We start from the raw sequence: 26120 nt of genomic DNA, 5'->3' as shown, positions 1-26120 counted from the left end.
TTCATTTTTTTTGTAAATTTGCCCTGTAAAAAATCAACCCAATTATGTCAACCTTAAGATTCAAAGCATTAGAAACCCTTCCATTTAAGGATTTCAGAAAAGACAACTCTGTAGAGATCCCTGCGAAATTATCAGAGCTATTCTGTAAAAATGTTTTCTCAGAAGAAACAATGAGAGAATATTTAACGAAAGAAGCATTCGGTTCTATCATGGATGCGATTAAAAAAGGAACTAAGATCCAGAGACATATTGCAGACCAGGTAGCTGTAGCAATGAAAGACTGGGCAATGAGCAAAGGGGTAACCCACTATACTCACTGGTTTCAGCCTTTAACAGGTACTACTGCAGAAAAGCACGATTCTTTCTTCACTCCAATTGAAGGAGGCAGAGCTATTGAAAGATTCAGCGGAAACATGCTTATCCAACAGGAGCCTGACGCATCGTCTTTCCCTAACGGAGGTATCAGAAATACTTTTGAAGCAAGAGGTTATACAGCTTGGGATCCTACATCTCCGGCATTCATTATGGGAACTACATTATGTATCCCTTCAATCTTCATTTCTTATACAGGAGAAACATTAGATTATAAAGCACCTCTTTTGAGAGCTTTGAACGCTGTAGATGAAGCTGCAACGAACGTAATGCAGTATTTTGATAAAAATGTAACGAAGGTAACGCCTACTTTGGGTTGGGAGCAGGAATATTTCCTTGTTGATTCAGCATTATACCAATCACGTCCGGATCTTGTATTAACAGGTAAGACATTGTTAGGACATTCTCCGGCAAAAGGACAGCAGCTGGATGACCACTATTTCGGTTCTATCCCTACAAGAGTAATGAACTTCATGAAAGAGCTGGAAATCGAGTGTATGAAATTAGGTATACCTGCTACAACAAGACACAACGAGGTAGCCCCTAACCAGTTTGAGCTTGCGCCAATGTTTGAAGAAGTAAACGTTGCTGTAGACCACAACTCTTTGTTGATGGACATCATGGCAAGAGTAGCCCACAAACACCACTTCCACATCCTTTTCCACGAAAAACCATTCGCCGGAGTAAACGGAAGTGGAAAACACAACAACTGGTCTTTAGCAACAGATACGGGAGAAAACCTGTTAAGCCCAGGAAAAAATCCAAAGAAAAACTTACAGTTCTTAACCTTCTTTGTTAACACAATCAAAGCAGTTCATGAATATGCAGACCTTTTAAGAGCAAGTATCGCTTCTGCAAGCAATGACCACAGACTTGGGGCTAATGAAGCTCCGCCGGCAATTATTTCCGTATTCATCGGAAGTCAGTTGTTCAGCGTGTTGGAAGAACTTGAAAAAGTAACTAACGGAAAACTATCTCCGGAAGAGAAAACAGAATTAAAATTAAATGTAGTTGGAAAAATTCCTGAAATCCTGTTAGATAATACAGACAGAAACAGAACTTCTCCATTTGCATTTACAGGAAATAAATTTGAAATCAGAGCAGTAGGTTCTTCTGCAAACTGTGCAGAGTCTATGACGGTAATGAACACCATTGCGGCAAAACAGTTAAATGATTTCAAGAAAGAAGTGGATGCTTTAATTGAAACAGGTCTTAAGAAAGATGAAGCCATCTTCAATGTATTGAGAGAATACATCAAGCAGTGTAAAAACATCATGTTTGAAGGTGACGGATATTCTGATGACTGGGCAAAAGAAGCTAAGAAAAGAGGATTAAATAACCTTAAAACAACTCCTGAAGCTTTAAAGCAGGAAATGGACAAGAAATTCTTAGATCTATATGAAGAGATGGGAATCTTTAACCACAGAGAAGTTGAAGCAAGAAACGAAATCAAATTAGAGAAATACTCTACTGTTATTGATATTGAGGCAAGAGTTTTAGGTGATATTGCAAGAAACCACATTATTCCTTCTGCACTAAACTATCAGAACAGATTAATTGAAAACGTAAAAGGCCTTAAAGAAATCTTCGGCGACAAAGAATTCAAAACTTTAGCAAAAGAACAAATGAGTTTAATTACAAGCATTTCTGAAAATGTTTCTAAAATTAAGCTTGGTGTTGAAGATCTTCTGAAAGCCAGAGAAACCGCAAAAAGTACATCAGACAGCCAAAAACAGGCAGAAAGCTATTGTAATAAAGTAAAGCCATTATTTGATCCAATCAGAGAAGCTTCTGATGCATTGGAAATGATGGTAGACGACGAGCTTTGGCCGATGACAAAATACAGAGAAATGTTGTTTACAAAATAACGTCCTGTAAAGTTCCATATTAGTTTAAATTCCTCGGTTTTCCGGGGAATTTTTTTGTTTTATTAACAGCCCTGAAAATCAGAGTTTTAAATCACAGAACCTGATATATAGAAGAAAATCGACAGAGTTTGTTAAAGAATCTTAATAAAAAAAACCGCACACTTACCAAAAATAGGCCGTTGCGGTTTATTTTTCTTTAACATATGCAAACAATATGTTAAAATGTGTTAAAATAAGATCCTGACAATTATCATATCAGGGGTCTTTTGCTCGGAATCTCTACTTTTGTATTGCTTTTGAAAATAAATATTCCTTTTTAACACGGATAATCAAATATATATGAAGAAAAGAGTTTTGTTTTATTTAGTTGCTTTAGTTACTACAGTATCATTGCAATCGTGTGCTACAAATTATGTGGTTTCAAAACCAGCAACTTACACAAAAGAATACAAAACAGATGCCAAACTAGCTTCTATAGATAACAAAAAAATAGAGCAGGATAAGCAAAGACTTATCGACTCTTTCCTTGCTGAAAAGGCAGCATCTATCGCTAGTGCTAAAAAAGCAGTTAAGAATTCTGAGATTGCAAAAGCAATCAAACATAATAAAACCATTGACGGTATCCTTGAAGAAGCTGAAACATACCTTGGGACTCCTTACAGATATGGAGGGACAACCAGAAACGGTATCGATTGTTCAGCTTTTGTACTTTCTGTATTCGGAGCAGCAGCAGGGCTTAGCTTACCAAGAGTAGCAGCATCTCAGGCTCAGGAAGGTGAAAGAGTAGAAAAAGGAGAATTACAGAAGGGAGATTTGATTTTCTTCTCTCATGGAAGAAGAATTTCTCACGTAGGTATTGTAGAAAGTGTTTCTGAAGAGGGTGAGATTAAATTTATCCACGCAGCAACATCAAAAGGAGTAATGATTTCTTCACTGAATGATTCTTATTGGGGGCCTAAGTTCAGATTTGCTAAGAGAGTGATTAATGAAGAAGGAGAAAATTATAACAACTTAGCAGCGACTACTCCAGCTACACCAGCAAATTTTTAATTTTATAAATAATTGATTTAAATAATGAAGCCATCAGAAATCTGATGGCTTTTTTATATGTGCTGTTTACATTAAGTTTTGGCTAAAGCCCACTCCTGCTGAATTAATTTCTATTTATTTTAGATTGGTTATTCCACAATTACCGGTATCAGCCATTCTTATCAATTTCAATATCCAGTTTATAGAGCAGTCCATAGATTTCAGAAAGCGAAAATTTAGCCTTTTTAAGCCTGTTTAAAGCCGGATCTATTGAATAGTTAACCGATGTGCGGAAATCTGCTTTTTCAAGGTTTGTACCATCGAAAACAGCGCCCGACAAATCGCAATGAGTAAAGACGGCATTTGACAAATCACATTCAGTAAAATCCACTTCTATTAATTTGGTATTTTTAAAGACAGTCTTCTTAATGGAGGTCTGATAAAAAACGGAGTTATTTAAAGCACTTCCGTCAAACGAGAAAGATAATCCAAAGGCATTACAATCATTAAACTGAAGTCCAAACATTTTACATTCTTTAAAAACTACCTCATGGAAGGCTGTTTTGACAAGCTTTGTCATGCTTAGATTACAGGCTGTAAATTCACAGTCTGTAAAACTGAAACCGGATAGATTTCCATATTCAAAATTACAGTTTCTGAATGTACAGTTTTCATATTCTCCTTTTTGTAATTGGGTAAGATCAATATTATCAAAATCCTGATCCAGGATATAAGCATCTTTCATTTTTTTACGATTTATAGAACGACAATATACTTCACAATCTGCAGATGTGTAAAGAAGAAGTATTACCTTTTTGCGATTTTATATTTTCGCTTCAAAGATATTACACCAAGCTATTCTTATCCGAATAATTAAGTTTAAAGAAAATAAATGTCATCATGGAGAAGGCCAGTAAAGAACTTCCTCCATAACTGAAATACGGGAGAGGAATCCCAACTGTTGGGAAAAGCCCCATAACCATCCCTAAATTGATCGAAAAGTGCATCAGCAGAATCGAGGCAAAGCAATACCCGAATACACGGTTAAAAGTAGATTTCTGTTTCTCTGCCAGATAATATATCCTTCCAATATAGACCATGTAGCATAAAATAAGAATCGCACTTCCTAAAAAGCCCCATTCTTCTCCTACTGTACAAAAGATATAATCCGTTTCCTGCTCAGGTACAAATTTCCCCTGGGTAACAGATCCTTCACGGTATCCTTTTCCCCAAAGACCACCGGATCCGATAGCCGTTTTGGAATATAACAGATTGTATCCTGAAGTATCTCTAAATGCCTTTTCACCTTTGTAAAGAACCTCAATTCTTTCTCTTTGGTGTTTAGGAAGTTTTTCTAAAATATAAGGAGATCCGAAAGCCAGACCGCACAATAAAAGAATGGAACCGGTAATTCCCGAAATAGAAATAACGTCCCATGACATTCTATGGTAATTCATAGCAATCAGAACACCAGCAATCACTAAAACAGCGATCGCAACATAAACTGGAGGAACCGCTAATGCGATCAGAAAAACTCCGGCGAAAATAAATCCAATACCAAATAAAAGACCACTCAGTCCTTCTCTGTACAAAGCAATAAAAAACGCTATAAATACAAGCATAGAACCCACATCAGGAATCGCCAGAACGACGGCTGCAGGAATACCTATAATAGCAAGGGCAGTCCAGATAGATTTTTTATTTTTAATATTAAAATCCGGGCTTGAAACAAAATTAGCCAGCATCAAAGCAGTTCCAATTTTTGCAAACTCCACGGGCTGCATGGTGAAACTTCCAAACTTATACCAGTTCTTTTGTCCCAGAATTTCTTTACCAAACGGGAAAAGTCCTATCAATAACAAAACGCCTCCAATGTAAATAATCCCGGCCATATTCTCAAAGAATTTGCTTCTTCCAACGAATATAATAAGCCCCACAAATACAGAAATACAGAAAAAAACCAATTGCTTCTCTCCTAGTTTCTGGTCCACACTGTAGATGTTTGCAATCGCAAAAATGCAAAGCAGGAAATACAGCCCAAGGCCCAGTTTATCTATTCCTTCTGTCCATTTCATTGCTTCACAGGTTTTTTAGCAGTGTTATTTTTTTTAGCTTCCTCTTCTATTTTCTTTTGCAGTTTAGCTTTTTGTTGCTTTACCAACTCCAGACTATCCTTAATTCTTTTCTGTTTAATGGAATCAGGTTTAGGATCCACATACAATCCTTTACGTTTCAAATCAGCAATCCATTGCCTTTTATATTCAGGCATGAAACTCGAGGTAATCATTTTTTTATAAAGATTTTCTCTTTTCAGATCACCTGTAATATATTTTTCAGCAATCACTGTACAAGCCGGTCCAGCCCACGTAGCACCAAATCCAGCGTGTTCCATTACTGCTACTACTACAATTTTTGGTTTATCAGCAGGAGCAATCAATACAAAGATAGAATTATCCTTTCCTTGCGGAACCTGTGCTGTACCTGTTTTAGCCAATTGGGTAAAATCATTGGACTTCAGTCCTCTTGCCGTTCCTCTCAAAACCACAGCTTCCATCCCTTTTAAAACAGGTTCGAAATGCTTTGGATCTACTAACGTTTTATGTTTAACCTTGAATCTTTGATCAGGATTGGGTTTTCCATCAATAGCCTTTACGATATGAGGGGTATAATACCATCCTTTATTAGCAATAGCAGCTACGTAGTTTGCTAACTGAATAGGCGTTACCAAAACATCACCCTGCCCCATTCCATTATAAATAGCACCGGTTGACATCTCGTCCCAGTTGGTAAAATCCTTTCTCTGGGAGCCACTTGCCTTCATGATGGCTTTAAATCTTTTTTCGTAAAAATCTCCGGAAGGGATTCTTCCTTTTGCTCCAACAGCAAAATCATTATTTAAAAACTCACCCACCCCAAAACTACTCATGATTTTTTTCCATTCATCAACCCCTTTTGAAGGATTTCCCGGGTATTTTTTGATGATGGCAATAAATGCATAGGTAAAGAAACAGTTACTGGAAACCTGAATAGAAGGAATTAACGGATCAGCTCCACCATGTCCTTTAATTCTTTTTCCTTTATAGAAGAATCCTCCTCCACAAGGAAAGATTGTTTTTTCATCCATTACTCCCATTTGCATGGCCGCAAGTGCTGTCAGCAATTTGAAAGTTGATCCCGGAGGATATCCTGCCTGTAAAGAACGGTCAAAAGTAGGTTTATTCTCGTAAAGAGTATCTTTTGAAAGGGCGTATAAATTTTTTGATTTATAAGGTCCGGTGAAAAGGTTAGGATCAATGTCCGGTCCTGTTGCCGCCACTAGTACTTCCCCATTATTAGGATCTAAAGCTACAATAGCACCATGTTTGTTGACCATCATTTCCTCAGCTGTTCTCTGAAGATCATAATCAATGGTTAAGGTAATATCTTTACCTGTAATCACATCTTTATCTAAAGATCCGTTTTTATAGGAACCGATATTTCTGAGCCTGATATCTTTTTGAATATATTTTATCCCTTTTACTCCTCTAAGTTCTTTTTCGTAGGATTTTTCAACTCCTGTTTTCCCGATAAAATCTCCTGGTAAATAATAGACAGAATCTTTTTTAATATCTCTTTCGTTCACCTCACTGGTGTATCCCAGAAGGTTTCCGGATGTGGAGACTTCATACTGACGCTGAGGTCTTGATACTATATTGAATGCGGGGTATTTAAAAATAATTTCCTGAACTCTTGCAATATCTTCCCTGCTGAGGTCTTTAATGAAAGTCATTGGGGTCAGCTTCGAATAATATTTCTCCTTTTTGATAATATTGACTCTATTGATAAAATCCTGTTTTGTAATTTTCATCAAACTACAAAAAGCCAGTGTATCAAAATCAGGTTTCATCAAAGCCTGAGTAAATGAAATTTCATAAGCAGGCTGATTGCCTACCATGATTTTACCATTTCTATCAAAAATAACTCCACGCTGTGGAATAACATATTCTGTTTTAATGGATGTATTCGCAGCATTCAATGCATAACGGTCTGTAAACAATTGCAAATACGCAAGCCTCACCACAAAAATAAGTGCGATGATAACGAGGATCGAAAAGATTTTTAAATAACGTGTGTTCAAACTTTTTGTTTGATTTTAAATATTAATGCGTAAATGACTATAAAGATAAATGAAATTACACTTGTCACCAACACATTAAATAATATTTCAAAAAACCTGCTAAACTTAAAGAACTCAATATACTGTAATAAAAGTTGATGCAGGAAAATACTTGAAAATAAAAACAGCAAAAACTGCGCCCATTGAAGGGACTGAAAAGAGAAAAAATCCGTAGAAGTATCCGTAGAAGTTCTAAAGATCAACGTTCTGAAATAGGCAATCAGCGTTGTTGCAAACGCATTAATTCCCCATGTATTAAGAAAACCATCAATAGATAGTCCTATTAAAAAGCTCAATGCCAGGAACTGAAATTTATTTCTGAAAAATGGATAAAACATGACAAACACAGGATATAATACCGGAGTATATTTTCCGAAAAGCGTAATCCTGTTCAATACAAAAATTTGTAATGCAACAAGAAAGATCATGATCAATATATCGGTAAATAAAGTTCTGCTAATCATTTTCTTTTTTTATTACAGCCTGCATAGTGTCCTGAATCTTCTGCACTTCTGCTTTCTTAAGATTCTTCACTACATACACTTTATTCAATGCTCCCATTTTCTCACTCAGCTCTACGGAAATATCCCAGAAGCCGGTTTTATTATCTACAGAATATCCTGCAATAGTACCAATGGTTACGCCTTTAGGAAAAATAGCAGATTTACCATCTGTAACGACAGTATCCCCTACTTTTAAGGCAACATATTTAGGGATATCCGCAAGGTGCATGACTCTTGAGTTATCTCCATTCCACGTTAAGGTACCAAAATATCCTGAGTTTTTAAGTGCTGCATTAATTCTGATCTTGTTGACACTTAACACCGATTGAACTAATGCATAACTATCTGTAGAATTGATTACAATTCCCGCAATACCTCTTGGCGCCATTACCCCCATTTGAGGGAAGACACCGTCTCTTCGGCCACGGTTAATGGTAAAATAGTTATTTCTTCTGTTGATACTGTTGAAAACAATTTCACCATCAACAAAAGTATAGATCTGCCCTCCACCAATGGTATCATGAACTCTTTTGAAAACAGGATTTTTCTCTCCGTCTTTTCCATAGAGTTCAGTCATAAGGGCTTTATTCTGAACCACAAGATCTTCATTGATCTGTTTTAGCTTCAGATAGGAAACTCCTTCATCAATATATCCGGAAACCCAGGAATTGAAAGCAGCCGTTTGGCCTGCAATCCAGGATCTCTGCATGGCATTTCTAGAGAATATCAAAACCAGAGCAATAATTTGCAGGAATATAAAGAAGACGAAAAGAGTATTCTTCGAAAATAATCTCAGCAAAAATCCCATTCAGATATAAAGTCGTAAAAAGTTAAAATTATTTAATTAAGAAATTGAACTTATCCATATTCTTAAGGGCAATACCTGTTCCGCGAACTACAGCTCTCAACGGATCTTCAGCAACAAATACAGGAAGGCCTGTTTTTTTGTGAATTCTGTCCGCAAGACCTCTTAATAGCGCTCCTCCTCCGGCAAGATAAATACCTGTTTTGTAAATATCAGCTGCCAATTCCGGTGGAGTAAGAGAAAGAGTTTCCATTACGGCATCCTCGATTCTGATGATCGATTTGTCTAATGCACGTGCAATCTCTTTGTATCCAACCATAATTTCTTTAGGCTTACCGGTGATAAGGTCTCTACCCTGTACCGGGATGTCCTCGATATCTACATCAAGATCTTCTACTGCAGAACCTACTTCAATTTTGATTCTTTCAGCAGTTCTTTCTCCGATATAAAGGTTATGGTGAGTTCTTAAGTAATAAGCAATATCGTTGGTAAATACGTCTCCGGCAATCTTCACAGATTTATCACATACGATTCCTCCTAAAGCTACTACAGCAATTTCCGTAGTACCACCACCTATATCGATGATCATATTTCCTTCAGGCTTTTGTACGTCAATCCCAACTCCTATTGCAGCTGCCATTGGTTCATAGATTAATCGTACTTCTTTTGCGTTTACTTTCTGAGCAGAATCTCTTACTGCTCTTTTTTCAACTTCAGTGATACCAGAAGGGATACAGATTACGATTCGTAATGCCGGTTGAATGAATTTACCTTTGATTCCAGGAATTTTCTTGATGAATTCCTTGATCATATGTTCAGAAGCGTGAAAATCAGCAATAACTCCATCCTTCAAAGGACGGATTGTCTTGATATCCTCGTGAGTTTTACCTTGCATATGCTTAGCCTGTTCCCCTACAGCAATGGGTTTACCCGTAGAACGTTCAATTGCAACAATTGACGGTTGATCTATAACAATTTTATTATTATGGATAATTAGGGTATTAGCCGTTCCCAGGTCTATCGCAATTTCTTGCGTAAACATATCAAATAAACTCATATTTTTCTTCTGATTTTAAGTTTACAAAGATATAAATTTAAGACTACTAAAGAAATTTCCCACCAACTTAATTTGGTTAAAATTTTATTAAAATTTATAATTCTTTATTAACTTTCAATTTAGACATTTACAGAGTTTGATTTCAACTAAAATTCAAGGGGTGTTAAAAGGGTTGAAAAGCGAAATCGCAAAAGGGCAAAAAGGCTAAGAAAGCAGAGGATTCTGATGGGATCAAAGCGAAAAAATTCAAACGAAAAATAATTCGGGCTTTGCTTACAAGGCAATTTTGCCATTTTACCGTTTAGCATTTCGTCCATCAACTCCTTTCCTTCTGCTTTTATAGTTTTTTACGATAATTATCATATACACTTTCAGAGAATGGTTAATTAAAAAAATCGTAAATTTGCGACTGCTTATGTTACAGTATTCCAACATTCATCGAACGTCAAATTTTGCCGTGCTTTCAATAAGCTACGAGAAAGCCGACGTAGAAACGAGAGGAAAGTTTGCATTCTTTGATGAGAACATCAAAAACTTTGTTTCCAGAGTCCATCAGGAAGATCTTGGTGATGCATTTGTGGTTTCCACCTGTAACAGGACCGAAATCTATACCACTTCCCCCAATTACCTTTTAGTGGCTGAAGAGTATTGTAAAACCATCGGAGTACATCTTACAGATTTTCTTCAGTTTGCCAATATTCTTACCAAAGAGGAAGCTCTTATTCACCTTTTCAGAGTAGCTGCGGGTCTTGAAAGTCAGATTATCGGAGATTTTGAAATCATCGGACAGATCAAAAAAGCATACAACCGTTTCAAAAAAGAGAGACAAAATTCTAATCCTTATCTGGAAAGAGCAATCAATGCAGCCATTCAGATTTCGAAAAGAATAAAAAATGAAACTGGCATTTCCAATGGAGCGGCTTCTGTTTCTTATGCAGCGGTTCATTATATTTTAAACAGCCAGAAAAGGATTGCAGAAAAAAACATCCTTCTTCTCGGGGTAGGTGAGATTGGGCAGAATACCGTTGAAAATCTGGTAAAGCATGTCTTTCAGCCGAAAATTAAAATTGCCAACAGAACTCAGGAGAAAGCTGAAAAGATTTCCCAGAAATATAATATTCCTCACGTTGATTATTCTGATTTTGACAAGGAATTAAAAAACACCGATATCCTTATTGTAGCAACAGGAGCCAAACATCCTATTATCAACCAGTCTCATTTCCCGAACGGAAAAGAAACACTGGTGATTGATCTTTCGATCCCTCATAACGTTGAAAAGAATGTTACCGAAAATGAAAATGTAACTCTGATTGACGTGGATGAACTTTCAAAACAGATCCAGGAAACGATTCAACAGCGGGAAAGAGAAATTCCCAAAGCTGAAAAAATCATTAAGGAACTGATGAAAGACTTTATTGAATGGGAGAAAAAGAGAAAACTGGCACCCAATATTCATCACTTCAAAGCGGTTCTAAAGAATATGGAACGCAACGAAATGCATAATTTTTACAGAAAGAATAAATACATAAACATCACGGACATGGAACTTTCTGACAAAATGATCCAGAAAATCACCAACCGTTTTGCAAAATATATCATCGACAATCCTTTAAAAGCCGAAGAAATTAGTAAATTAATGCACGAAATATTAGTTGAACAACCAAACAACGAATTCAATGAAAAGCATTAGAATCGGAACGAGAAATTCCGCACTTGCACTTTGGCAGGCTAGAGAGGTTGCGAGGCACCTTCAGAACAACAATTATTTAACGGAGATTGTTCCTATCGTTTCTTCTGGCGATAAGAACCTTAATCAGCCACTCTATTCTTTAGGAATTACCGGGGTTTTCACAAGAGACCTTGATGTTGCCTTATTGAATGACGAGATTGATATTGCCGTACATTCTTTAAAAGACGTTCCTACTCAATTGCCTCAGAATATTGAGATGATCGCTTATCTGGAAAGAGATTATCCACAGGATATTCTGATCAGAAAGGAATCAGCAAGAAACAAAGAGTTCCATGAGCTTAAGCTTGCCACCAGCAGTTTAAGAAGAAGAGCTTTCTGGCTGAGAAATTATCCGACTACTGATTTTTCGGATATCCGTGGGAATATTCAAACCAGACTTCAAAAACTGGAAGACGGAGATTTTGATGCTACCATTCTATCTTTGGCAGGTATCAAAAGAATGAAAATGGAAATTGATTATGAAATGCTTCCATTAATGATTTGCGCTCCATCCCAAGGAGTAATTTCCGTAGCCGGACATACTGACAAACCGGAGATCAACGAAATTGTAAGTCAGATCAACCACGAGCAGACTCAGATCTGTGTAGAAATTGAAAGAAATTTCCTGAGCACTTTAGAAGGAGGCTGTACTGCGCCTATCGGAGCATTTGCAGAAATCATCGGTGACCAGATTCGTTTCAAAGCAGCACTTTGCTCTTTAGACGGGAAAAACTGCATTGCTGTGGATGAAAACTTCGTGTATACTCCGGAAGAAAATTTTGGAGAAAAGTTCGCAAAAGTGGTTCTTGAAAACGGAGGAAAAGAATTAATGGCAGAAATCAAAAGCCAGATCTGATATTTCAGATTATAAATTCCTTCCGCAGCTCTTTTCATCTTCTTAATTTTACAGACATGAAAATCTTATTTACCAAAAATATAGACCCAACAATTATATCCAAAGAATTAGGAGAGGATATTTCGGTCGACTGTGTTGAGGTAATTAAGACGAAGCCTATTATGATCAGTCCTTTTGATCTGAAAAATTATTCTCTGATTTTCACCAGCGTGAATGGAGTGATCTCATTTTTCAAAAACAGGTTTAAGCCCAATGAGAATTTTACGGCAAAAAACTACAACAAGATCTATTGTGTGGGCGAAAAAACGAAGAGGGAATTAAGAAAACATGGCTTCGGAACCTTTAAGGTGTTGAAAAATGCCGAGACTCTTTCCAGATTTATTATCGGGAAATGCCAGCACGAACAGTTTCTTCACTTCTGTGGCAATCTTGCCATCAATGTCCTGGATCAGGAACTTCCTTTACAAAACATTAAGTACAAAAAAGTTACGATATACAATACTGAGGAAATCCATCCTTTAATAAATGAAAAATATCATGCTGCAGTATTTTTTAGTCCGAGCGGAGTTCGTAGTTTTGCAAGGCGAAATTCTCTGGAAGGAATGAAACTTTTTTCCATTGGCGAAACCACTTCCGGTGAGCTGAGAAATTATACGCAGGAAGAAATTTTCACTTCTGAAGAAAATACACTGACCTCCATCTTTGCATTGATCAGAAAAGAAATCAGAAGTAGAATTTAGAATATCTGTTACCGAAATATTGCCGGTAATATTAGTTAAAATTGATTATGATAAAGAACGACCTATATTTAAAAGCACTTCGCGGAGAAACCGTTGAAAGACCTCCTGTCTGGATGATGAGGCAGGCTGGAAGATATCTGCCGGAATTCATTGCCTTAAGAGACCAATATGATTTCTTTACAAGATGTCAGACTCCTGAGCTTGCTGCTGAGATCACTCTACAGCCTATCCGCAGATTTCCTTTGGATGCTGCGATTCTGTTTTCTGATATCCTGGTAGTGCCACAGGCAATGGGAATTGATTTCAAGATGAAAGAATCCGTTGGTCCTTGGCTGGATACTCCTATCAGAACAATGGAACAGGTTCAGAATATTGAAACTCCGGACGTGAATGATACTTTAGGCTACGTTTTTGATGCTATTGAACTGACGCTACAGAAACTGGACAATGACATTCCATTGATCGGTTTTGCCGGTTCTCCATGGACTATCCTTTGCTATTGTGTAGAAGGAAAAGGAAGTAAAGCTTTTGATATTGCGAAATCTTTCTGTTTCCAACAACCTGAAGCAGCTCATTTATTATTGCAAAAAATTACAGATACTACCATTGCTTATTTAAAGAGAAAAGTAGAAAAAGGAGTTTCTGCAGTACAGGTTTTCGATTCATGGGGAGGAATGCTTTCTCCTACAGATTATCAGGAATTCTCATGGCAGTATATTAATCAGATTGTTGAAGCATTAAGTCCGCTTACTCACGTTGTTGTCTTTGGAAAAGGATGTTGGTTTGCACTGGAAGACATGACAATGTCTAAAGCTTCTGCTCTTGGGGTAGACTGGACTATTAAGCCGGAATTCGCAAGAACACTGACCAATCACACAATGACGCTACAAGGAAACTTTGATCCTGCCAGACTTCACTCAACACCGGAAACGATCAAGAAAATGGTGAACGAAATGATCAACCGTTTTGGAAAAGACAGATATATTGCCAACTTAGGTCACGGAATTTTACCTAATGTCCCTGTTGAAAATGCAGAAGCATTTATCAGAGCAGTGGTTGACTGGAAACCGAATTTATAAAATTATTTCTTTTTGAAAATACATAAAACCTTATAGAATGTTCTATAAGGTTTTTTTGTTCCTTTTTCCAATGATTATTCCTTCATTATTTTCTTCTTAACAATTTTTCCGTCATGATTAATGATCATTATAATATAGACTCCTTTTGGCAGATCTGACACATCATAAGAATCTGATCCTTTACTAAATGTCTTCACCAGCTTCCCTGACTGATCAATCACAGAAATCTTTTCAACCTTATTTTGAGAGTTTTGTTTAATATAAAGATTTCCCTTAACCGGATTTGGATACACCTCTATATGATCAGCATATGAAACCTCTGAAGTTGCCAAAACTCCACTTGTAATTATCACATTATCTACGACAACACCGTAAGAATAGTCTCCGGCATCATCATAAACAAATCTGAGTTTAAAAGCCGCGTTAGCATAGGGTGTAAGATCTATATTTGCAGCAGTATCATAACTTGTTACTACAAATGTAAAGGTGTTAAAATCAAGATCCCACACTCCTGCATCCCCTGAAAAAGTAAAAACCTGAACCCAGGAAGTTCCATTGAAAACTTCAACTTTCAAAGTAGAATCCAGATTATCAATCATATTGGCATAATTAAATGACAGCTTTGGATTTACTACTCCGGTAAGGTTAATTACAGGAGAAATCAGTCTGGCATTCGTATTAATTCCTGTTGGCCCTGCATCATCATCATCAAAAAAAGCTGCCCCATCGGGAAAGCCTGCGAAACCATTCTGTGAACCCACGTTCCAGTTAAAAGAGTTATCCGGATTCTCTACCGTCCACCCGGTCGGCAAAGTATTCCCGTTGAAGTTTTCAGAAAAAATCTGCGCATTACATAAACCACAAATGGATAAAAATAGAATAAATAGTTTTTTCATAATAAAATATTTGATGTTTATATAAAATTAATGAATTATATTTCATAAAACATAATTATACACAAAATAAATACATTACATATATTTAAAAAAGAATGAGAATTTTATCTATAATTTATACCTTTATGTTTAAACTCTAGATCACATCCTATGAAAAAACTAAACAAAGAAAGAATGAAAAGCATTATAGCGGGAGGAGAAATCTGCCTTGAATGCGCCATCGGATATTACCAGGTTATTATTGACGGCCGATGCTATTGTGTTCCAATAGACTAATAAAAAAAGCAGCTATTAAGCTGCTTTTTAATTTATATCATAAAGAATATCGTATTGATTAACTCAACATTCGTTGTGCTTTCTTAACTCCTTCTACCAGGATATCAATTTCTTCAAAAGTATTATACACCGCAAAACTTGCTCTTACCGTTCCGGCAATATTAAAGAAGTTCATGATCGGTTGTGTACAGTGGTGGCCTGTTCTTACAGCAATTCCCATTTTATCAAGGATCATTCCTACATCAGAGGCTATACCCACTCCTTCCAGATTAAAGGAAACAACCCCGGTTCTCTTTGCTTTTTCTCCATAGATTTTAATTCCTTCTATTTCTAAAAGCTGTCTTTGAGCATATTCCAATAAAGCATTTTCATGATTCTGAATATGAGTATGCCCTACTCTGTTCATAAAATCAACAGCAGCTCCTAAAGCAATATTTCCTCCAACATTTGGCGTTCCCGCTTCATATTTAAAAGGAAGACCGGCATACGTAGTTCCTTCGAAAGAACATGTTGCAATCATCTCTCCTCCTCCGTTAAACGGCGGCAATGCTTCTAATATTTCTCGTTTACCATATAAAATCCCTGTTCCCATAGGAGCATACATTTTATGGCCTGAGAATACAAAGAAGTCACAATCCAACTTCTGAACATCAATATTGAAATGCGGAGCAGACTGAGCCCCGTCAATAACGATGTAAGCTTCTGTATTCTTTCTTGTTTTTGCAATAATCTCTTCTACAGGATTCACAATTCCCAATGCATTGGAAACCTGATTCACAGAAACAACCTTTGTTTTTTCGCTTAAAAACCGGTCAAAATGATCCATCTGAAGAATTCCGTTTTCATCAATAGGAATGACGCGAAGTTTAGCTCCGGTTCTTTCACAAAGCATCTGCCATGGAACAATATTAGAATGGTGTTCCAGATATGAAATGATGACTTCATCATCTTTCTGCAATTTCTGTGTTAAAATATAAGCGATAAGGTTCAGCCCTTCTGTTGTTCCTTTTGTAAAGATTACTTCAAAATCATGTTCAGCATTGATGAATTTCTGGATTTTTCTTCTTGAAAGTTCCATTTCTTCTGTTGCCAACTGGCTTAGCGTATGAATTCCTCTGTGAACATTGGCATTAAGTTCTGTATAATATGCGTGACAGACTTCCAAAACTGAATTTGGTTTTTGAGATGTAGCTGCATTATCCAGATAAACCAAAGGCTTACCGTTCACTTCTCTGTCCAATATAGAAAACTGGCTTCTTATTTCCTGAATGTCAAACATTTATTTATATTTTAAATTAAAACGTTCTTATTTAGAACTCTTCAAATTTACGGCTTTTTTTCTGAAAGGAAGCATAGGGTTAAAGCCTGATACTTGTCAGCTGATAGAAATATTCGATAGCGAAAGGTGAAGAAAGTCAATAAAGCAAAAAACTTTATAGAAGAGCGCTTGTTCCTTAAATAATGGAAATAAAAAAACCTGCCAATACATTGACAGGTTTTTATATTGTTTAAATAAGCAATTCTTATTCTGCTGCAGTTTCTTCTGCTGGAGCTGCACCTTCTTCAGTTGCAACTTCTTCTTCATCTTCATCATCCATTGCTGCTGCACCTCCTTTCATTGCATTTCTAGACATCTTAACAGCAACTACTACTGCATTGTCCGGGTGCATGAAAGAATATCCTTCTGTTTTGATACCACCGATGTAAAGTTTGTTACCAATTCTTAATGGAGTAACATCTACAACGATTTCGTCAGGTAGGTTAGCAGGGATAGCTTTTACTTTTAGTTTTCTGAAAGACTGACGTAAAACACCACCAGCTACAACACCTTTTGAACGTCCAGTAATTCTTACAGGAACCTCCATAACTACTGGCTTATCGTCAGATAGTTGATAGAAGTCTACGTGAAGAATTTTGTCAGTGATTGGGTGAAACTGAATGTCCTGAAGAACAGCTGGAATTGTTTTTCCGTCAACCTCAATAGATACCGTGTGTGCTTCAGGAGTGTATACTAATCCTTTAAAAGCTTTCTCTTCAGCAGAGAAGTTTAAAGGAGCTTCACCTCCATAAACAACACAAGGAACTAATTCAGCATCACGTAAAGCTTTTGTAGACTTTTTGCCCACGTTTTCTCTTTTTGTACCTTGAATTGTAATAGATTTCATTTATAATAAATTTAAAAAATTATTCTTATTTAATTTGCAAATTGCTAAAAATCAATTAAATAACAAACTTACTGCTAATTGATTTATGCTCATGAACCATGGTCATAACATCTGCAAATAATGGGGCGCAAGATAGCACTTTTATTTTAGATGACAAATTATTTTTAACAGGAATTGAGTCAGTTACAATAACTTCCAAGAGTTTTGAGTTCTCAATATTATCGTAAGCCTTACCTGAAAGCACTCCGTGCGTTGCCATAGCTCTTACTGTTTTCGCTCCTTTTTCAATTAGGATATCTGCTGCTTTACAAAGTGTACCTGCAGTGTCTATCATATCATCAATAAGAATTACATTCTTACCGGTTACATCACCAATAAGGAACATTTCTTCCACAACGTTTGCCTTTTTTCTTTCCTTATAAGCAATTACTACTTCAGCACCTAAGTGTCCTGCATAGTTTTTAGCTCTTTTCGCACCTCCCATATCCGGAGAAGCAATGGTAAGATTATCAAGATTCAGAGATCTGATATAATCTACGAAAATAGAAGAAGCATACAGGTGATCTACCGGGATTTCGAAGAACCCTTGAATCTGATCTGCGTGAAGATCCATTGTCATTACTCTTGTTGCTCCTGCTGCTGTAAGAAGGTTGGCAACTAACTTCGCACCGATCGGTGCTCTTGGTTTGTCTTTTCTGTCCTGTCTGGCAAGTCCGAAGTAAGGAATTACTACGGTAATGCTCTTTGCAGAAGCTCTTTTCGCTGCATCAATCATTAGAAGAAGCTCTAAAAGATTGTCTGCAGGAGGGAATGTAGATCCAATCAGGAAAACTCTTCCTCCTCTTACAGATTCGTCCAAAACAGGTTCAAATTCCCCGTCGCTGAACTCCTGAAAGTTGATTTTTCCTAATTCTTTCCCATAATTCTGGGCAATTTTCTCTGCCAAGTCCCTGCTGGTTCTTGTACAAAATAGATAACTTAACTGATCGGCCATTTTTACTTTTTAAAAGATTTTGCAAATTTAAAAAAAAACCACAAGATTTACTCCTGTGGTTTCTAAGTTTTTATTTTATCAATTATTAAGGGAATTTAACTCCTGAATATTTGTTCGGATCTACCTGTGGAAGTGTAGACTTGTATTTAGCATTGATGGACTTGATAAATTCATTAGCAACAATACCGTATCCGCGTCCTGTCAGGTGAACTCCATCTAAAGAGAAAGCTCCTCCCGTTACAAATTTTGCAGTATATTTCACTCCGTCAAATAAGATTCCTGACTGTGCATTCAGTTCAACCATTTTAGTATTGGCATCTACAAATGCAAGCCCATAGGAGTCAGCAAGTGATTTGATGGAAGCATTATATGCAGTAGTTGCTGTTTTTACGTAGCCAGCTTCTGTTTTCGTTAATACATGTTGGTTTTGTAATGGATAAGAAATTCCATAAATATTTACCGGAGCAGGAACTCCTGCTGCAGTACTTCCAATCACAGAACTTGTCGTAAGCAAGATATAATCATCTGCTGTCGCTTGTCTTGCCTGACCAAAGATCTGACCAAAAGCTGTAGCTGTAGGCAATCCTAAAGAAGGAGTAAGTGCAGCGGTAAGCTGAGCTGAAAGATCTGTCAGAGCAACATCTTTAATTAAAACAGGATTTGGACCTGTAGCGGAAAGTAAATTAATTCTATCCCCAGCTCCAAAAGCAGTAAGAGCCTGCTTTAAAGGACCATACAAGCTTGTATTAAGCGTTGTCAGATTTGAACCTAAAAGAGCTGGTGTCAAAGGATTATAAGGCACCGTAGTAAAGAAAGGAACTGAAGTAACAGAAGGAATATTAGCAATAACCCCTTTTGTTGTTCCTACACTTTTAAGACCATCTAAAACCGCCTTAATAGATCCGGCCAAAAGCGCAGGATCAGAGATATCATTTGATTTATAAGTTGTAGGATTTGTATTCCCGGTCTGAACCGTAGCAGCAGTATATGTTGTAACCCCTCCTACAGTCTGGGAGTTTGTTCCTCCGTTCGTTGCATATGATAACACATCATTATTTCCTATCCACAGAGAGAAAAACGTAGCTTTCTGAGCCATAGCATCCGCCAGTACACTGGTTGTTGCAGAAGAAGCAAACCTTACAAAATAAGGATTAGCCGTACCGGTTAGAAGACCCGCCTGACTTCCATATCCAGGAGCAACTAAGTGGAATGACTTCGCACCCGGAACCCCCATATTGTTATAAGTACCTCCTCCGGATAACACATCTAGTGGTGCTGCTGCCCCACTTGGTACAGGAGCCAAAGATCCGTTAACAACCTGAAGAGTCAATTTTCCAGGAAATCCCGGAAGATTGTTAAACCCTCCTACGTCATTAGGCATCAATGGTTGTTTAAAGTCTCCTCCTCCTGCAAGTTTCATCTGTGCAGCGATCATACTTGGATAAGATTCATTCTGCCCACTGCTGTACAGCGCACCATCACGATATCCTGAAGTAAGAGAGTTTCCTAACGATATATATTTTGAAAAATCAGCATCTCCTTTTGTTACCTGGATATCTTTCACATCCGTATCGAAATCCGTATTACAGCTTACTGTAAAAAGAAGTGCAGAAACTGCAATTGTCGATATTATAATTTTTTTCATAGTCTTCTAAAATTAAAATGGATTATAAGATAAACCTAGACCTAGGTAGAATGCTGTTGCTTTTGACTGTCCGTAGAAACCTAAGTTAGCATTATCTACATTTCTGTATTGAGGCATTGCATACCCCCCGGCAATATCCACTCCGAATTGTTTCAGCTTGATACCTATCCCTCCGGTAACCACATAAGTATCATATGAAGGTGTTTCTGGAATGAAGTTATCTGTTGTATAAGGTGCTTCATCATAATAAGCTCCCAAACGTCCATAGATCATATTGGTGAATGCATACTGAGTTCCCAATCTGAAAGTTTTGGAGTTTTTGAAATTCTTAGGATTGGTAAGAATAGTAGGATCCGATGGATTGTTTCCAATAGGAGCATTCTCGAAATCTAAAGTAAGTTTGCTGTATCTCTCCCATCCATGATAGTTAAAGTCTGCAGAAACCTGCCATTTCGGTGTCACTTTATAAGTTAAACCAATGGTATATTCTTCCACCAACGGAAGTGTTGCAGAGAACCCATCCTGTCCGGCAGCATTTAGTTTCAACTGATTATAGATAGATTGAGAAGGGAACTGGAAAGTAGCTGTACCATTCTTAGCTTTCATATCTATTGCTGAACGGTAAGCAATACTTACATCTAATTTCGGATCAGGTCTGAAGTAGAAACCGAAACCATATCCGTGTCCGCTTGCTTTTTTATCATTAATATTTACCTGCCCTCCAAATTGTGTTACTGCTTTATCCCAATCTACAACTCCTTTTGCATAAATATAGCTGGCACCAAAAGATACCCATGGAGCTAGTTTTACAGAAACCATTGGTTGGAAGTAGAAACTTTTCAGTTCTAATTTCTGAACCATTTCTTTACCTTCCCAGTCATTCGGCCACTTAATTGTACTTCCAAAAGGAGTTGTTACACTAAGACCTACGGTAAGCTTTTCTATCGGTCTATAAGTAATCGCGGCATAGAAAGGAGTTCCTACAGGGTTATCTGTCTCTGTACTTTGTAAAGTATTGAAGTTTTGAAAAGTAACCTTGTTACTTGCTGCAAATCCTCCTGCCACTACACTCAGTTTGGAAGGGATAAATGACATACCCGCAGGGTTAAAAAATGTCACACTCGCGTCTTCGGCATGAGCACTAGTATGCGCCATTGCCAATTGTTTTACCCCTTGCAGGGAAACTCTGAAGCCTCCTGCGTAAGATAGAACTCCCGCCAATAAAGCAGTTGATACTAATATTTTTTTCATAGACTATTATTATATAAGCCAAATATAAAATTATTTTGAATACGTCTGTTAATATTTGCCAATATTTTAAACATTATCCTAAAAGAAAACTATGTTTAAAATAACACCTTGAAAGAAACAAAAGACAAAACAATCATTATTAAAGGTTTAAGAATATTGAAAAACAACACCTAATTTATTGTTTAATTTTAAACAAACGTTTAACATTGTGCCACAGCATACTAAAAAAACAATATAGGAAAGCAAAATGATAATGAATGTTAAATTAAAAAAAATCTATGTTCATTTATTTCCTTATAGCAGCCTTTATACAGCCTGCGACGATCATTCTTACCCGAAATGGGAAAATGTTTTTTCCCGAATTCAGGTTATTTAAGTATTTTAGAATCGCATAAAGATAAAAATACATAAATTTGCAGATTATAAATAATAGTAAATATGAGTTGTGGATGTAAAACATCCGGCGATTCTGCACATTCTTGCGGCCCTAAAAAAACCGCAAATGGCTGTGAAAATGTAAATACCTGCGGGAATAGTTATAGATTAAGTGTTTTTGACTGGCTTTCTAACATCAACAATCCGGCACCAAACAGGTGTGATTTTGTAGAAGTTAGATTTAAAAATGACAGAAAATCGTTTTATAAAAATGTAAATAATATTCCTTTACATATTGGTAGTGTAGTTACAGTAGAATCAAGTCCGGGACACGATGTAGGCGTTGTAAGCCTTACGGGAGAATTAGTAAAGATTCAGATGAAAAAGAAAAAGTTTTCTGAAGAATCGGCACTCAAAATATACAGACAGGCCAACCAAAAAGATCTTGAGGTATGGCAGGAAGCAAGAAAAAAAGAAGATGGTGTAAAGCTTGAAGCAAGAAAAATTGCCCAGAGAATAGGCCTTGAAATGAAAGTTACTGATGTGGAATACCAGGGTGACTCTTCAAAAATCACCTTCTATTACACTGCCGAAAACCGGGTGGATTTCAGACAGTTAATTAAAGACTATGCCGGAGCATTCCGTACTAAAATCGATATGAAACAAATCGGTTTCAGACAGGAAGCAGCCAAAGTAGGTGGAATCGGATCTTGCGGACGTGAGCTTTGCTGTTCTACATGGCTTACAGATTTCAGGTCTGTAAACACCAACGTTGCAAGATATCAGCAGCTGAGCATCAATCCTCAGAAGCTTGCAGGACAGTGTGGTAAACTAAAATGCTGCCTTAACTACGAACTTGACAGTTACCTGGATGCCTTGAGCAACTTCCCTTCTTCTTCAACAACGTTGGAAACGGAGAAAGGAAAAGCATTCTGTATCAAAATCGACGTTTTCAAAAAGAAAATGTGGTTTGCTTACGTGGACAGTTCTATTGCATGGTATGATTTCGACATTGACCTTGTTAAAAAGCTGATTTCAAAAAACAAAAGAGGAGAAAAAATACTTCCTCTTGAAGATTTGAAACAGCCGGACACCCCTACCCATACTATTGATTTGATCCAGGAAAACAATGTGGATCGTTTCGAGAAGAAAAACAGAGGAAACAGAAACAGGAATACTCCAAACAAGCAGAGTAACAGCCAACAGGCACAGCAAGGACAAGGACAAGGGCAAGGGCAAAAAAGAAACAGACCGGAGAAACCAGAAAGACCGGAAAGATCTGAAAAAACCGAAAACCCAAATGCTCCTCAGTCCGGGAATCAGCCCAAACCTCAAAAGCAGCACCCACAGCAAAAAGGACCTGTGGAAAAAACGGTGAGTAATTCTGATGCTGATAAAAATCCGCAGAGCAACAACCCAAACAAGAAGAAATTCAAAAAGAAATATCCTCCAAAAAAAGATAATAATGCATAAAATTTTAGGATTACTTTCACTTATCCTTTTCTTTAGCTGTAACTCTTCCTCAGGAGGAGATGTCATCATGAATTCCGTTGATAACAAATGGAATAAGAAAAGTGAACAAAAATTTAATCTTGAAATTTCAGATCCGCAGAATCCTAAAAATATTATATTTGTCGTAAGAAACAACAACAGTTATCCTTACAGCAACATAAGGTTCATTGTGAATTTCACCAATCTCCAGAACAAAAAAAAGGAAACCGATACCTTAAATTATGTATTGGCGAAACCAAATGGAGAATGGCTTGGTACAGGGTTTGGTGATACGAAGGAAACTTTGTTTCAGTATAAATTAAATTATCAGTTTCCGGGAAAAGGAAAATATGAAATCGGTCTTACTCAGGCCATGAGAAATGACAACCTTCCGGGAATTGAGGATATTGGGGTAAAAATAGAAACGGCTAAACCGTAACCATAAATGGAAGAAAACAAAAAAAATGCAGGAAATAAGGGGAAAACATTTCCTCTGCCTCCTAAAAAAAAGAAAGATACCTCCTGGAGAAAATGGGTTTCCTTTATTTGGATCGGACTCATTGCGGTAGTTCTTGGAATTTCAGGACTTTTCTTTTCGGTTTCTCAAGGATTCCTTGGGGAAATGCCCGATGTGAAAGAACTTGAAAACCCGGATATCTTTGTTGCTTCTGAAATCATTTCTTCAGACGGAGTAACCTTAGGTAAATTCGAAAAAGAGAAAACACAACCTATCGTTTATAAGGATCTTCCTCCTTTCCTTATTTATGCCCTTCAGGCTAAAGAAGATGAACGTTTTAAAGAACACTCCGGAATTGATCTTCAGTCTGTTGCCAGAGCTGTAGTTTTTGGGGGTGGACGAGGTGGAGGATCTACCATAACCCAGCAGCTGGCAAAATTACTTTTTACAGGGAAAAGAGCAGATAATAAAATTAAAGCTGTTTTTCAAAAGCTGAAAGAATGGGTAGTGGCTGTAAGCCTTGAAAAAAGATATACTAAAGAAGAAATTGTAACATTGTATTTCAATAAGTTTGACTTTTTATACAATGCAAACGGTATTGAAATGGCTTCCAAAATATACTTTAACAAGAAAACATCCGAGCTTACTCTGCCGGAAGCAACAATGTTTGTTGCCATGCTTGAAAATCCGGTAAAAAATAACCCGATGAGAAATCCGGAAAGAGCAAAAGCAAGAAGAGATGTTGTTTTGGATCAAATGCTAAAAACAGGCTATATAGATCAGGCTACGTTTGATAAAGCTGCTGCTACACCTATTACATTAGATTATCATCCAATCAAAAGTATTAACGATGACTATTCGGCTTATTACAAGTTTTATCTGAGAAAAGAAATTGATAAATATCTTGAAACTCATGAAAAAGAAACCGGCAAAAAGCTGAACCTTTACAAAGACGGCTTAAAGATATATGTTACCCTTGATTCTAAAATGCAGAAATATGCAGAAGAAGCCATCAAGGAACACTTAACGGATCTTCAGAAAAGATTTGACGCAGAGCAGAGGGGAAGAAAGAACAGACCGTTCTATTATCTGAATGACAAACAAATCAATAGTGTGATGGTTCAGGCCATGAAAAGAACCGGCCGATACAAACTGTTGAAAGCTGACGGCATGCCTGACGACTCTATTATGATGGAATTCAAAAAACCTATCAAAACTTCACGATTCACATGGAACGGAGAAGAAGAGATAGAAATGTCTCCTTGGGACTCTATCAGATATCACAAACAGATTGCACAGGCAGGTTTGATGTCTATGGTTCCGGGAACCGGAGAAATCAAAGCTTGGGTTGGAGGTATAGACTGGCAGCACTTCCAGTATGACCACATTAAGCAGGGGAAAAGACAGGTAGGATCCACATTCAAACCTTTCGTATATGCAACGGCTATTATGAAACTGGGAATGACGCCTTGTTCAACCGTTTCTAACGGAACTTATGATCATAACGGATGGCATGTACCGGGAAGAGGAGGAATGCTTACTTTAAAAGATGCATTGGCACACTCTCAAAACCCTGTTGCGGCAAGACTTATTGAAATGACAGGAGTAGACGCTGTAATCCAGACGGCAAGAGATCTGGGCGTAACAGAAGATATTCCAAGAAACAATACAATTGCTTTAGGATCATCAGACATTACAATTTATGAAATGTTAGGTGCCTACAGTACTTTTGCCAACTATGGTAACCACAATAAACCGGAAATGATCTGGAGAATTGAAGATGCCAACGGTAGAGTAATCAAAGAAGTAAATGTAGAACCGAAAGAAGTCATGAACCCGATGTATGCTTACACCATGATTGAATTGATGAAAGGTGTTGCACAATACGGAACAGCTTCCGGAGAATTAGGAAGAAGAGGAATCTCAAAAGCAGTAGAAATTGCTGCTAAAACAGGAACCACTCAGAATAACTCTGACGGATGGTTTATGGGAATCACTCCAAAACTAGCCACCGGAGCATGGGTTGGATGGGAAGACAGAGCAACCCACTTCTTTGGAACGGGTGAAGGTCAGGGTGCGAAAATGGCATTACCGATCTGGGCAATTTTCATGAAGAAAGTATGGGCAGATAAGAGTCTGAAAGTTAGTCCTGATGATAAGTTTGTCAAACCTTCAGACTGGAAAGACGGATGTTCAAACCTTAAAGGATTAAGTGGAGGATATGGAGATGACGGAAGTCTTCAAACCATTGACGAAATTAAAAACCCAAGGCCTGCAGATCCTACCACTAAAAAAACAACAGAAAAGAAAGAAGATAACATCAATGAAAACCTTCATTCCAATGATGAAGTAGATTTCAATAAATAAATTCTCTTT

At 37.2% G+C, this 26120-nt stretch carries 22 protein-coding genes; 10 read left to right on the top strand and 12 right to left on the bottom strand.

The genetic code is table 11. From position 1 onward, the window contains the following. The first annotated feature begins 44 nt into the window (after window positions 1-44). A complete protein-coding gene (locus ACWPWS_RS22540) occupies window positions 45-2240 on the top strand; it encodes a glutamine synthetase III family protein (RefSeq protein ID WP_209786361.1) in 2196 nt (731 codons plus the stop codon). A gap of 339 nt (window positions 2241-2579) precedes the next feature. Continuing rightward, window positions 2580-3290 carry a C40 family peptidase gene (locus tag ACWPWS_RS22535; RefSeq protein ID WP_105683117.1) on the top strand — a complete coding sequence of 237 codons (711 nt, stop codon included), beginning with the start codon at window positions 2580-2582 and terminating at the stop codon, window positions 3288-3290. Between the two features lie 148 nt (window positions 3291-3438). Here ACWPWS_RS22535 and ACWPWS_RS22530 read toward each other — a convergent pair whose 3' ends face one another. From ACWPWS_RS22530 to ACWPWS_RS22505, 6 genes are all read right to left on the bottom strand, one after another. Continuing rightward, entirely contained in the window at window positions 3439-4014 is a 576-nt protein-coding gene (locus tag ACWPWS_RS22530) for a pentapeptide repeat-containing protein (protein ID WP_454047981.1), read from the bottom strand. A 100-nt stretch (window positions 4015-4114) separates the two neighbouring features. Further along, complete coding sequence (gene rodA, locus ACWPWS_RS22525; RefSeq protein ID WP_209786363.1) at window positions 4115-5344, bottom strand: rod shape-determining protein RodA; 1230 nt, start codon at window positions 5342-5344, stop codon at window positions 4115-4117. Next, on the bottom strand, window positions 5341-7386 hold the full coding sequence (locus ACWPWS_RS22520; RefSeq protein ID WP_454047980.1) for a penicillin-binding transpeptidase domain-containing protein: 2046 nt from the start codon (window positions 7384-7386) through the stop codon (window positions 5341-5343). Before ACWPWS_RS22520 ends, rodA begins: the two co-directional genes overlap by 4 nt. Continuing rightward, complete coding sequence (locus ACWPWS_RS22515) at window positions 7383-7889, bottom strand: rod shape-determining protein MreD (protein ID WP_105683113.1); 507 nt, start codon at window positions 7887-7889, stop codon at window positions 7383-7385. Before ACWPWS_RS22515 ends, ACWPWS_RS22520 begins: the two co-directional genes overlap by 4 nt. Further along, window positions 7882-8736: a rod shape-determining protein MreC gene (gene mreC, locus ACWPWS_RS22510; protein WP_062673151.1), complete on the bottom strand. Its 855-nt coding sequence runs from the start codon at window positions 8734-8736 to the stop codon at window positions 7882-7884. The genes ACWPWS_RS22515 and mreC overlap by 8 nt, the downstream gene beginning before the upstream one ends. Before the next feature lie 28 nt (window positions 8737-8764). Then, window positions 8765-9790 carry a rod shape-determining protein gene (locus ACWPWS_RS22505; protein ID WP_045491741.1) on the bottom strand — a complete coding sequence of 342 codons (1026 nt, stop codon included), beginning with the start codon at window positions 9788-9790 and terminating at the stop codon, window positions 8765-8767. A gap of 415 nt (window positions 9791-10205) precedes the next feature. Here ACWPWS_RS22505 and hemA point away from each other — a divergent pair, with 415 nt between their 5' ends. Genes hemA through hemE form a run of 4 tightly spaced genes read left to right on the top strand, consistent with a single transcriptional unit; the run spans window position 10206 to window position 14194 of the window. Next, complete coding sequence (hemA, locus tag ACWPWS_RS22500; protein ID WP_105683111.1) at window positions 10206-11480, top strand: glutamyl-tRNA reductase; 1275 nt, start codon at window positions 10206-10208, stop codon at window positions 11478-11480. After that, window positions 11467-12375: a hydroxymethylbilane synthase gene (gene hemC / locus ACWPWS_RS22495; protein WP_209786365.1), complete on the top strand. Its 909-nt coding sequence runs from the start codon at window positions 11467-11469 to the stop codon at window positions 12373-12375. The genes hemA and hemC overlap by 14 nt, the downstream gene beginning before the upstream one ends. A gap of 56 nt (window positions 12376-12431) precedes the next feature. Then, the gene (locus ACWPWS_RS22490; protein WP_454047979.1) at window positions 12432-13115 is read left to right on the top strand and encodes a uroporphyrinogen-III synthase; all 684 of its coding nucleotides are present in this window, start codon (window positions 12432-12434) and stop codon (window positions 13113-13115) included. A 47-nt stretch (window positions 13116-13162) separates the two neighbouring features. Next, complete coding sequence (gene hemE / locus ACWPWS_RS22485) at window positions 13163-14194, top strand: uroporphyrinogen decarboxylase (RefSeq protein WP_047376227.1); 1032 nt, start codon at window positions 13163-13165, stop codon at window positions 14192-14194. 74 nt (window positions 14195-14268) lie between these two features. Here the strand turns inward: hemE and ACWPWS_RS22480 are convergent, their stop codons facing one another. After that, complete coding sequence (locus ACWPWS_RS22480) at window positions 14269-15090, bottom strand: T9SS type A sorting domain-containing protein (protein ID WP_454047978.1); 822 nt, start codon at window positions 15088-15090, stop codon at window positions 14269-14271. A gap of 150 nt (window positions 15091-15240) precedes the next feature. Here ACWPWS_RS22480 and ACWPWS_RS22475 point away from each other — a divergent pair, with 150 nt between their 5' ends. Further along, window positions 15241-15366 carry a GNAT family acetyltransferase gene (locus tag ACWPWS_RS22475; protein ID WP_105683107.1) on the top strand — a complete coding sequence of 42 codons (126 nt, stop codon included), beginning with the start codon at window positions 15241-15243 and terminating at the stop codon, window positions 15364-15366. Window positions 15367-15424: 58 nt separating this feature from the next. On the opposite strand, the gene ACWPWS_RS22470 is transcribed toward ACWPWS_RS22475, so the two are convergent. The 5 genes from ACWPWS_RS22470 to ACWPWS_RS22450 all read right to left on the bottom strand — a co-directional run bounded on the left by ACWPWS_RS22470 (window position 15425) and on the right by ACWPWS_RS22450 (window position 21421). Then, window positions 15425-16645 (bottom strand): cysteine desulfurase, encoded by a 1221-nt coding sequence (locus ACWPWS_RS22470; RefSeq protein ID WP_454047977.1) that lies wholly within the window; start codon window positions 16643-16645, stop codon window positions 15425-15427. Window positions 16646-16889: 244 nt separating this feature from the next. Continuing rightward, window positions 16890-17531 carry a 50S ribosomal protein L25/general stress protein Ctc gene (locus ACWPWS_RS22465; protein WP_047380212.1) on the bottom strand — a complete coding sequence of 214 codons (642 nt, stop codon included), beginning with the start codon at window positions 17529-17531 and terminating at the stop codon, window positions 16890-16892. A 55-nt stretch (window positions 17532-17586) separates the two neighbouring features. Beyond that, window positions 17587-18525: a ribose-phosphate pyrophosphokinase gene (locus ACWPWS_RS22460; protein ID WP_047380211.1), complete on the bottom strand. Its 939-nt coding sequence runs from the start codon at window positions 18523-18525 to the stop codon at window positions 17587-17589. Window positions 18526-18610: 85 nt separating this feature from the next. Continuing rightward, window positions 18611-20170: a G-D-S-L family lipolytic protein gene (locus ACWPWS_RS22455; RefSeq protein WP_454047976.1), complete on the bottom strand. Its 1560-nt coding sequence runs from the start codon at window positions 20168-20170 to the stop codon at window positions 18611-18613. A gap of 12 nt (window positions 20171-20182) precedes the next feature. Continuing rightward, on the bottom strand, window positions 20183-21421 hold the full coding sequence (locus ACWPWS_RS22450) for an OmpP1/FadL family transporter (RefSeq protein WP_105683103.1): 1239 nt from the start codon (window positions 21419-21421) through the stop codon (window positions 20183-20185). A gap of 438 nt (window positions 21422-21859) precedes the next feature. Here ACWPWS_RS22450 and ACWPWS_RS22445 point away from each other — a divergent pair, with 438 nt between their 5' ends. Genes ACWPWS_RS22445 through ACWPWS_RS22435 form a run of 3 tightly spaced genes read left to right on the top strand, consistent with a single transcriptional unit; the run spans window position 21860 to window position 26111 of the window. Next, window positions 21860-23269 (top strand): PSP1 domain-containing protein, encoded by a 1410-nt coding sequence (locus ACWPWS_RS22445; RefSeq protein WP_454047975.1) that lies wholly within the window; start codon window positions 21860-21862, stop codon window positions 23267-23269. Continuing rightward, window positions 23262-23726 carry a gliding motility lipoprotein GldH gene (locus tag ACWPWS_RS22440; protein WP_209786371.1) on the top strand — a complete coding sequence of 155 codons (465 nt, stop codon included), beginning with the start codon at window positions 23262-23264 and terminating at the stop codon, window positions 23724-23726. Before ACWPWS_RS22445 ends, ACWPWS_RS22440 begins: the two co-directional genes overlap by 8 nt. 6 nt (window positions 23727-23732) lie before the next feature. Beyond that, window positions 23733-26111: a transglycosylase domain-containing protein gene (locus ACWPWS_RS22435; RefSeq protein ID WP_454047974.1), complete on the top strand. Its 2379-nt coding sequence runs from the start codon at window positions 23733-23735 to the stop codon at window positions 26109-26111. Window positions 26112-26120: the final 9 nt, after the last annotated feature.

It is taken from the genome of Chryseobacterium sp. Marseille-Q8038 (genome assembly GCF_965111995.1).
This window is presented reverse-complemented; position numbering and strand designations above follow the sequence as displayed.

What these genes read in the sequence shown, in the direction of transcription:
- ACWPWS_RS22540 (WP_209786361.1), top strand. Translation starts at nt 45, where the DNA reads ATGTCAACCTTAAGATTCAAAGCATTAGAAACCCTTCCATTTAAGGAT.
- ACWPWS_RS22535 (WP_105683117.1), top strand. Translation starts at nt 2,580, where the DNA reads ATGAAGAAAAGAGTTTTGTTTTATTTAGTTGCTTTAGTTACTACAGTA.
- ACWPWS_RS22530 (WP_454047981.1), bottom strand. Translation starts at nt 4,014, where the DNA reads ATGAAAGATGCTTATATCCTGGATCAGGATTTTGATAATATTGATCTT.
- rodA (WP_209786363.1), bottom strand. Translation starts at nt 5,344, where the DNA reads ATGAAATGGACAGAAGGAATAGATAAACTGGGCCTTGGGCTGTATTTC.
- ACWPWS_RS22515 (WP_105683113.1), bottom strand. Translation starts at nt 7,889, where the DNA reads ATGATTAGCAGAACTTTATTTACCGATATATTGATCATGATCTTTCTT.
- mreC (WP_062673151.1), bottom strand. Translation starts at nt 8,736, where the DNA reads ATGGGATTTTTGCTGAGATTATTTTCGAAGAATACTCTTTTCGTCTTC.
- ACWPWS_RS22505 (WP_045491741.1), bottom strand. Translation starts at nt 9,790, where the DNA reads ATGAGTTTATTTGATATGTTTACGCAAGAAATTGCGATAGACCTGGGA.
- hemA (WP_105683111.1), top strand. Translation starts at nt 10,206, where the DNA reads ATGTTACAGTATTCCAACATTCATCGAACGTCAAATTTTGCCGTGCTT.
- hemC (WP_209786365.1), top strand. Translation starts at nt 11,467, where the DNA reads ATGAAAAGCATTAGAATCGGAACGAGAAATTCCGCACTTGCACTTTGG.
- ACWPWS_RS22490 (WP_454047979.1), top strand. Translation starts at nt 12,432, where the DNA reads ATGAAAATCTTATTTACCAAAAATATAGACCCAACAATTATATCCAAA.
- hemE (WP_047376227.1), top strand. Translation starts at nt 13,163, where the DNA reads ATGATAAAGAACGACCTATATTTAAAAGCACTTCGCGGAGAAACCGTT.
- ACWPWS_RS22480 (WP_454047978.1), bottom strand. Translation starts at nt 15,090, where the DNA reads ATGAAAAAACTATTTATTCTATTTTTATCCATTTGTGGTTTATGTAAT.
- ACWPWS_RS22475 (WP_105683107.1), top strand. Translation starts at nt 15,241, where the DNA reads ATGAAAAAACTAAACAAAGAAAGAATGAAAAGCATTATAGCGGGAGGA.
- ACWPWS_RS22470 (WP_454047977.1), bottom strand. Translation starts at nt 16,645, where the DNA reads ATGTTTGACATTCAGGAAATAAGAAGCCAGTTTTCTATATTGGACAGA.
- ACWPWS_RS22465 (WP_047380212.1), bottom strand. Translation starts at nt 17,531, where the DNA reads ATGAAATCTATTACAATTCAAGGTACAAAAAGAGAAAACGTGGGCAAA.
- ACWPWS_RS22460 (WP_047380211.1), bottom strand. Translation starts at nt 18,525, where the DNA reads ATGGCCGATCAGTTAAGTTATCTATTTTGTACAAGAACCAGCAGGGAC.
- ACWPWS_RS22455 (WP_454047976.1), bottom strand. Translation starts at nt 20,170, where the DNA reads ATGAAAAAAATTATAATATCGACAATTGCAGTTTCTGCACTTCTTTTT.
- ACWPWS_RS22450 (WP_105683103.1), bottom strand. Translation starts at nt 21,421, where the DNA reads ATGAAAAAAATATTAGTATCAACTGCTTTATTGGCGGGAGTTCTATCT.
- ACWPWS_RS22445 (WP_454047975.1), top strand. Translation starts at nt 21,860, where the DNA reads ATGAGTTGTGGATGTAAAACATCCGGCGATTCTGCACATTCTTGCGGC.
- ACWPWS_RS22440 (WP_209786371.1), top strand. Translation starts at nt 23,262, where the DNA reads ATGCATAAAATTTTAGGATTACTTTCACTTATCCTTTTCTTTAGCTGT.
- ACWPWS_RS22435 (WP_454047974.1), top strand. Translation starts at nt 23,733, where the DNA reads ATGGAAGAAAACAAAAAAAATGCAGGAAATAAGGGGAAAACATTTCCT.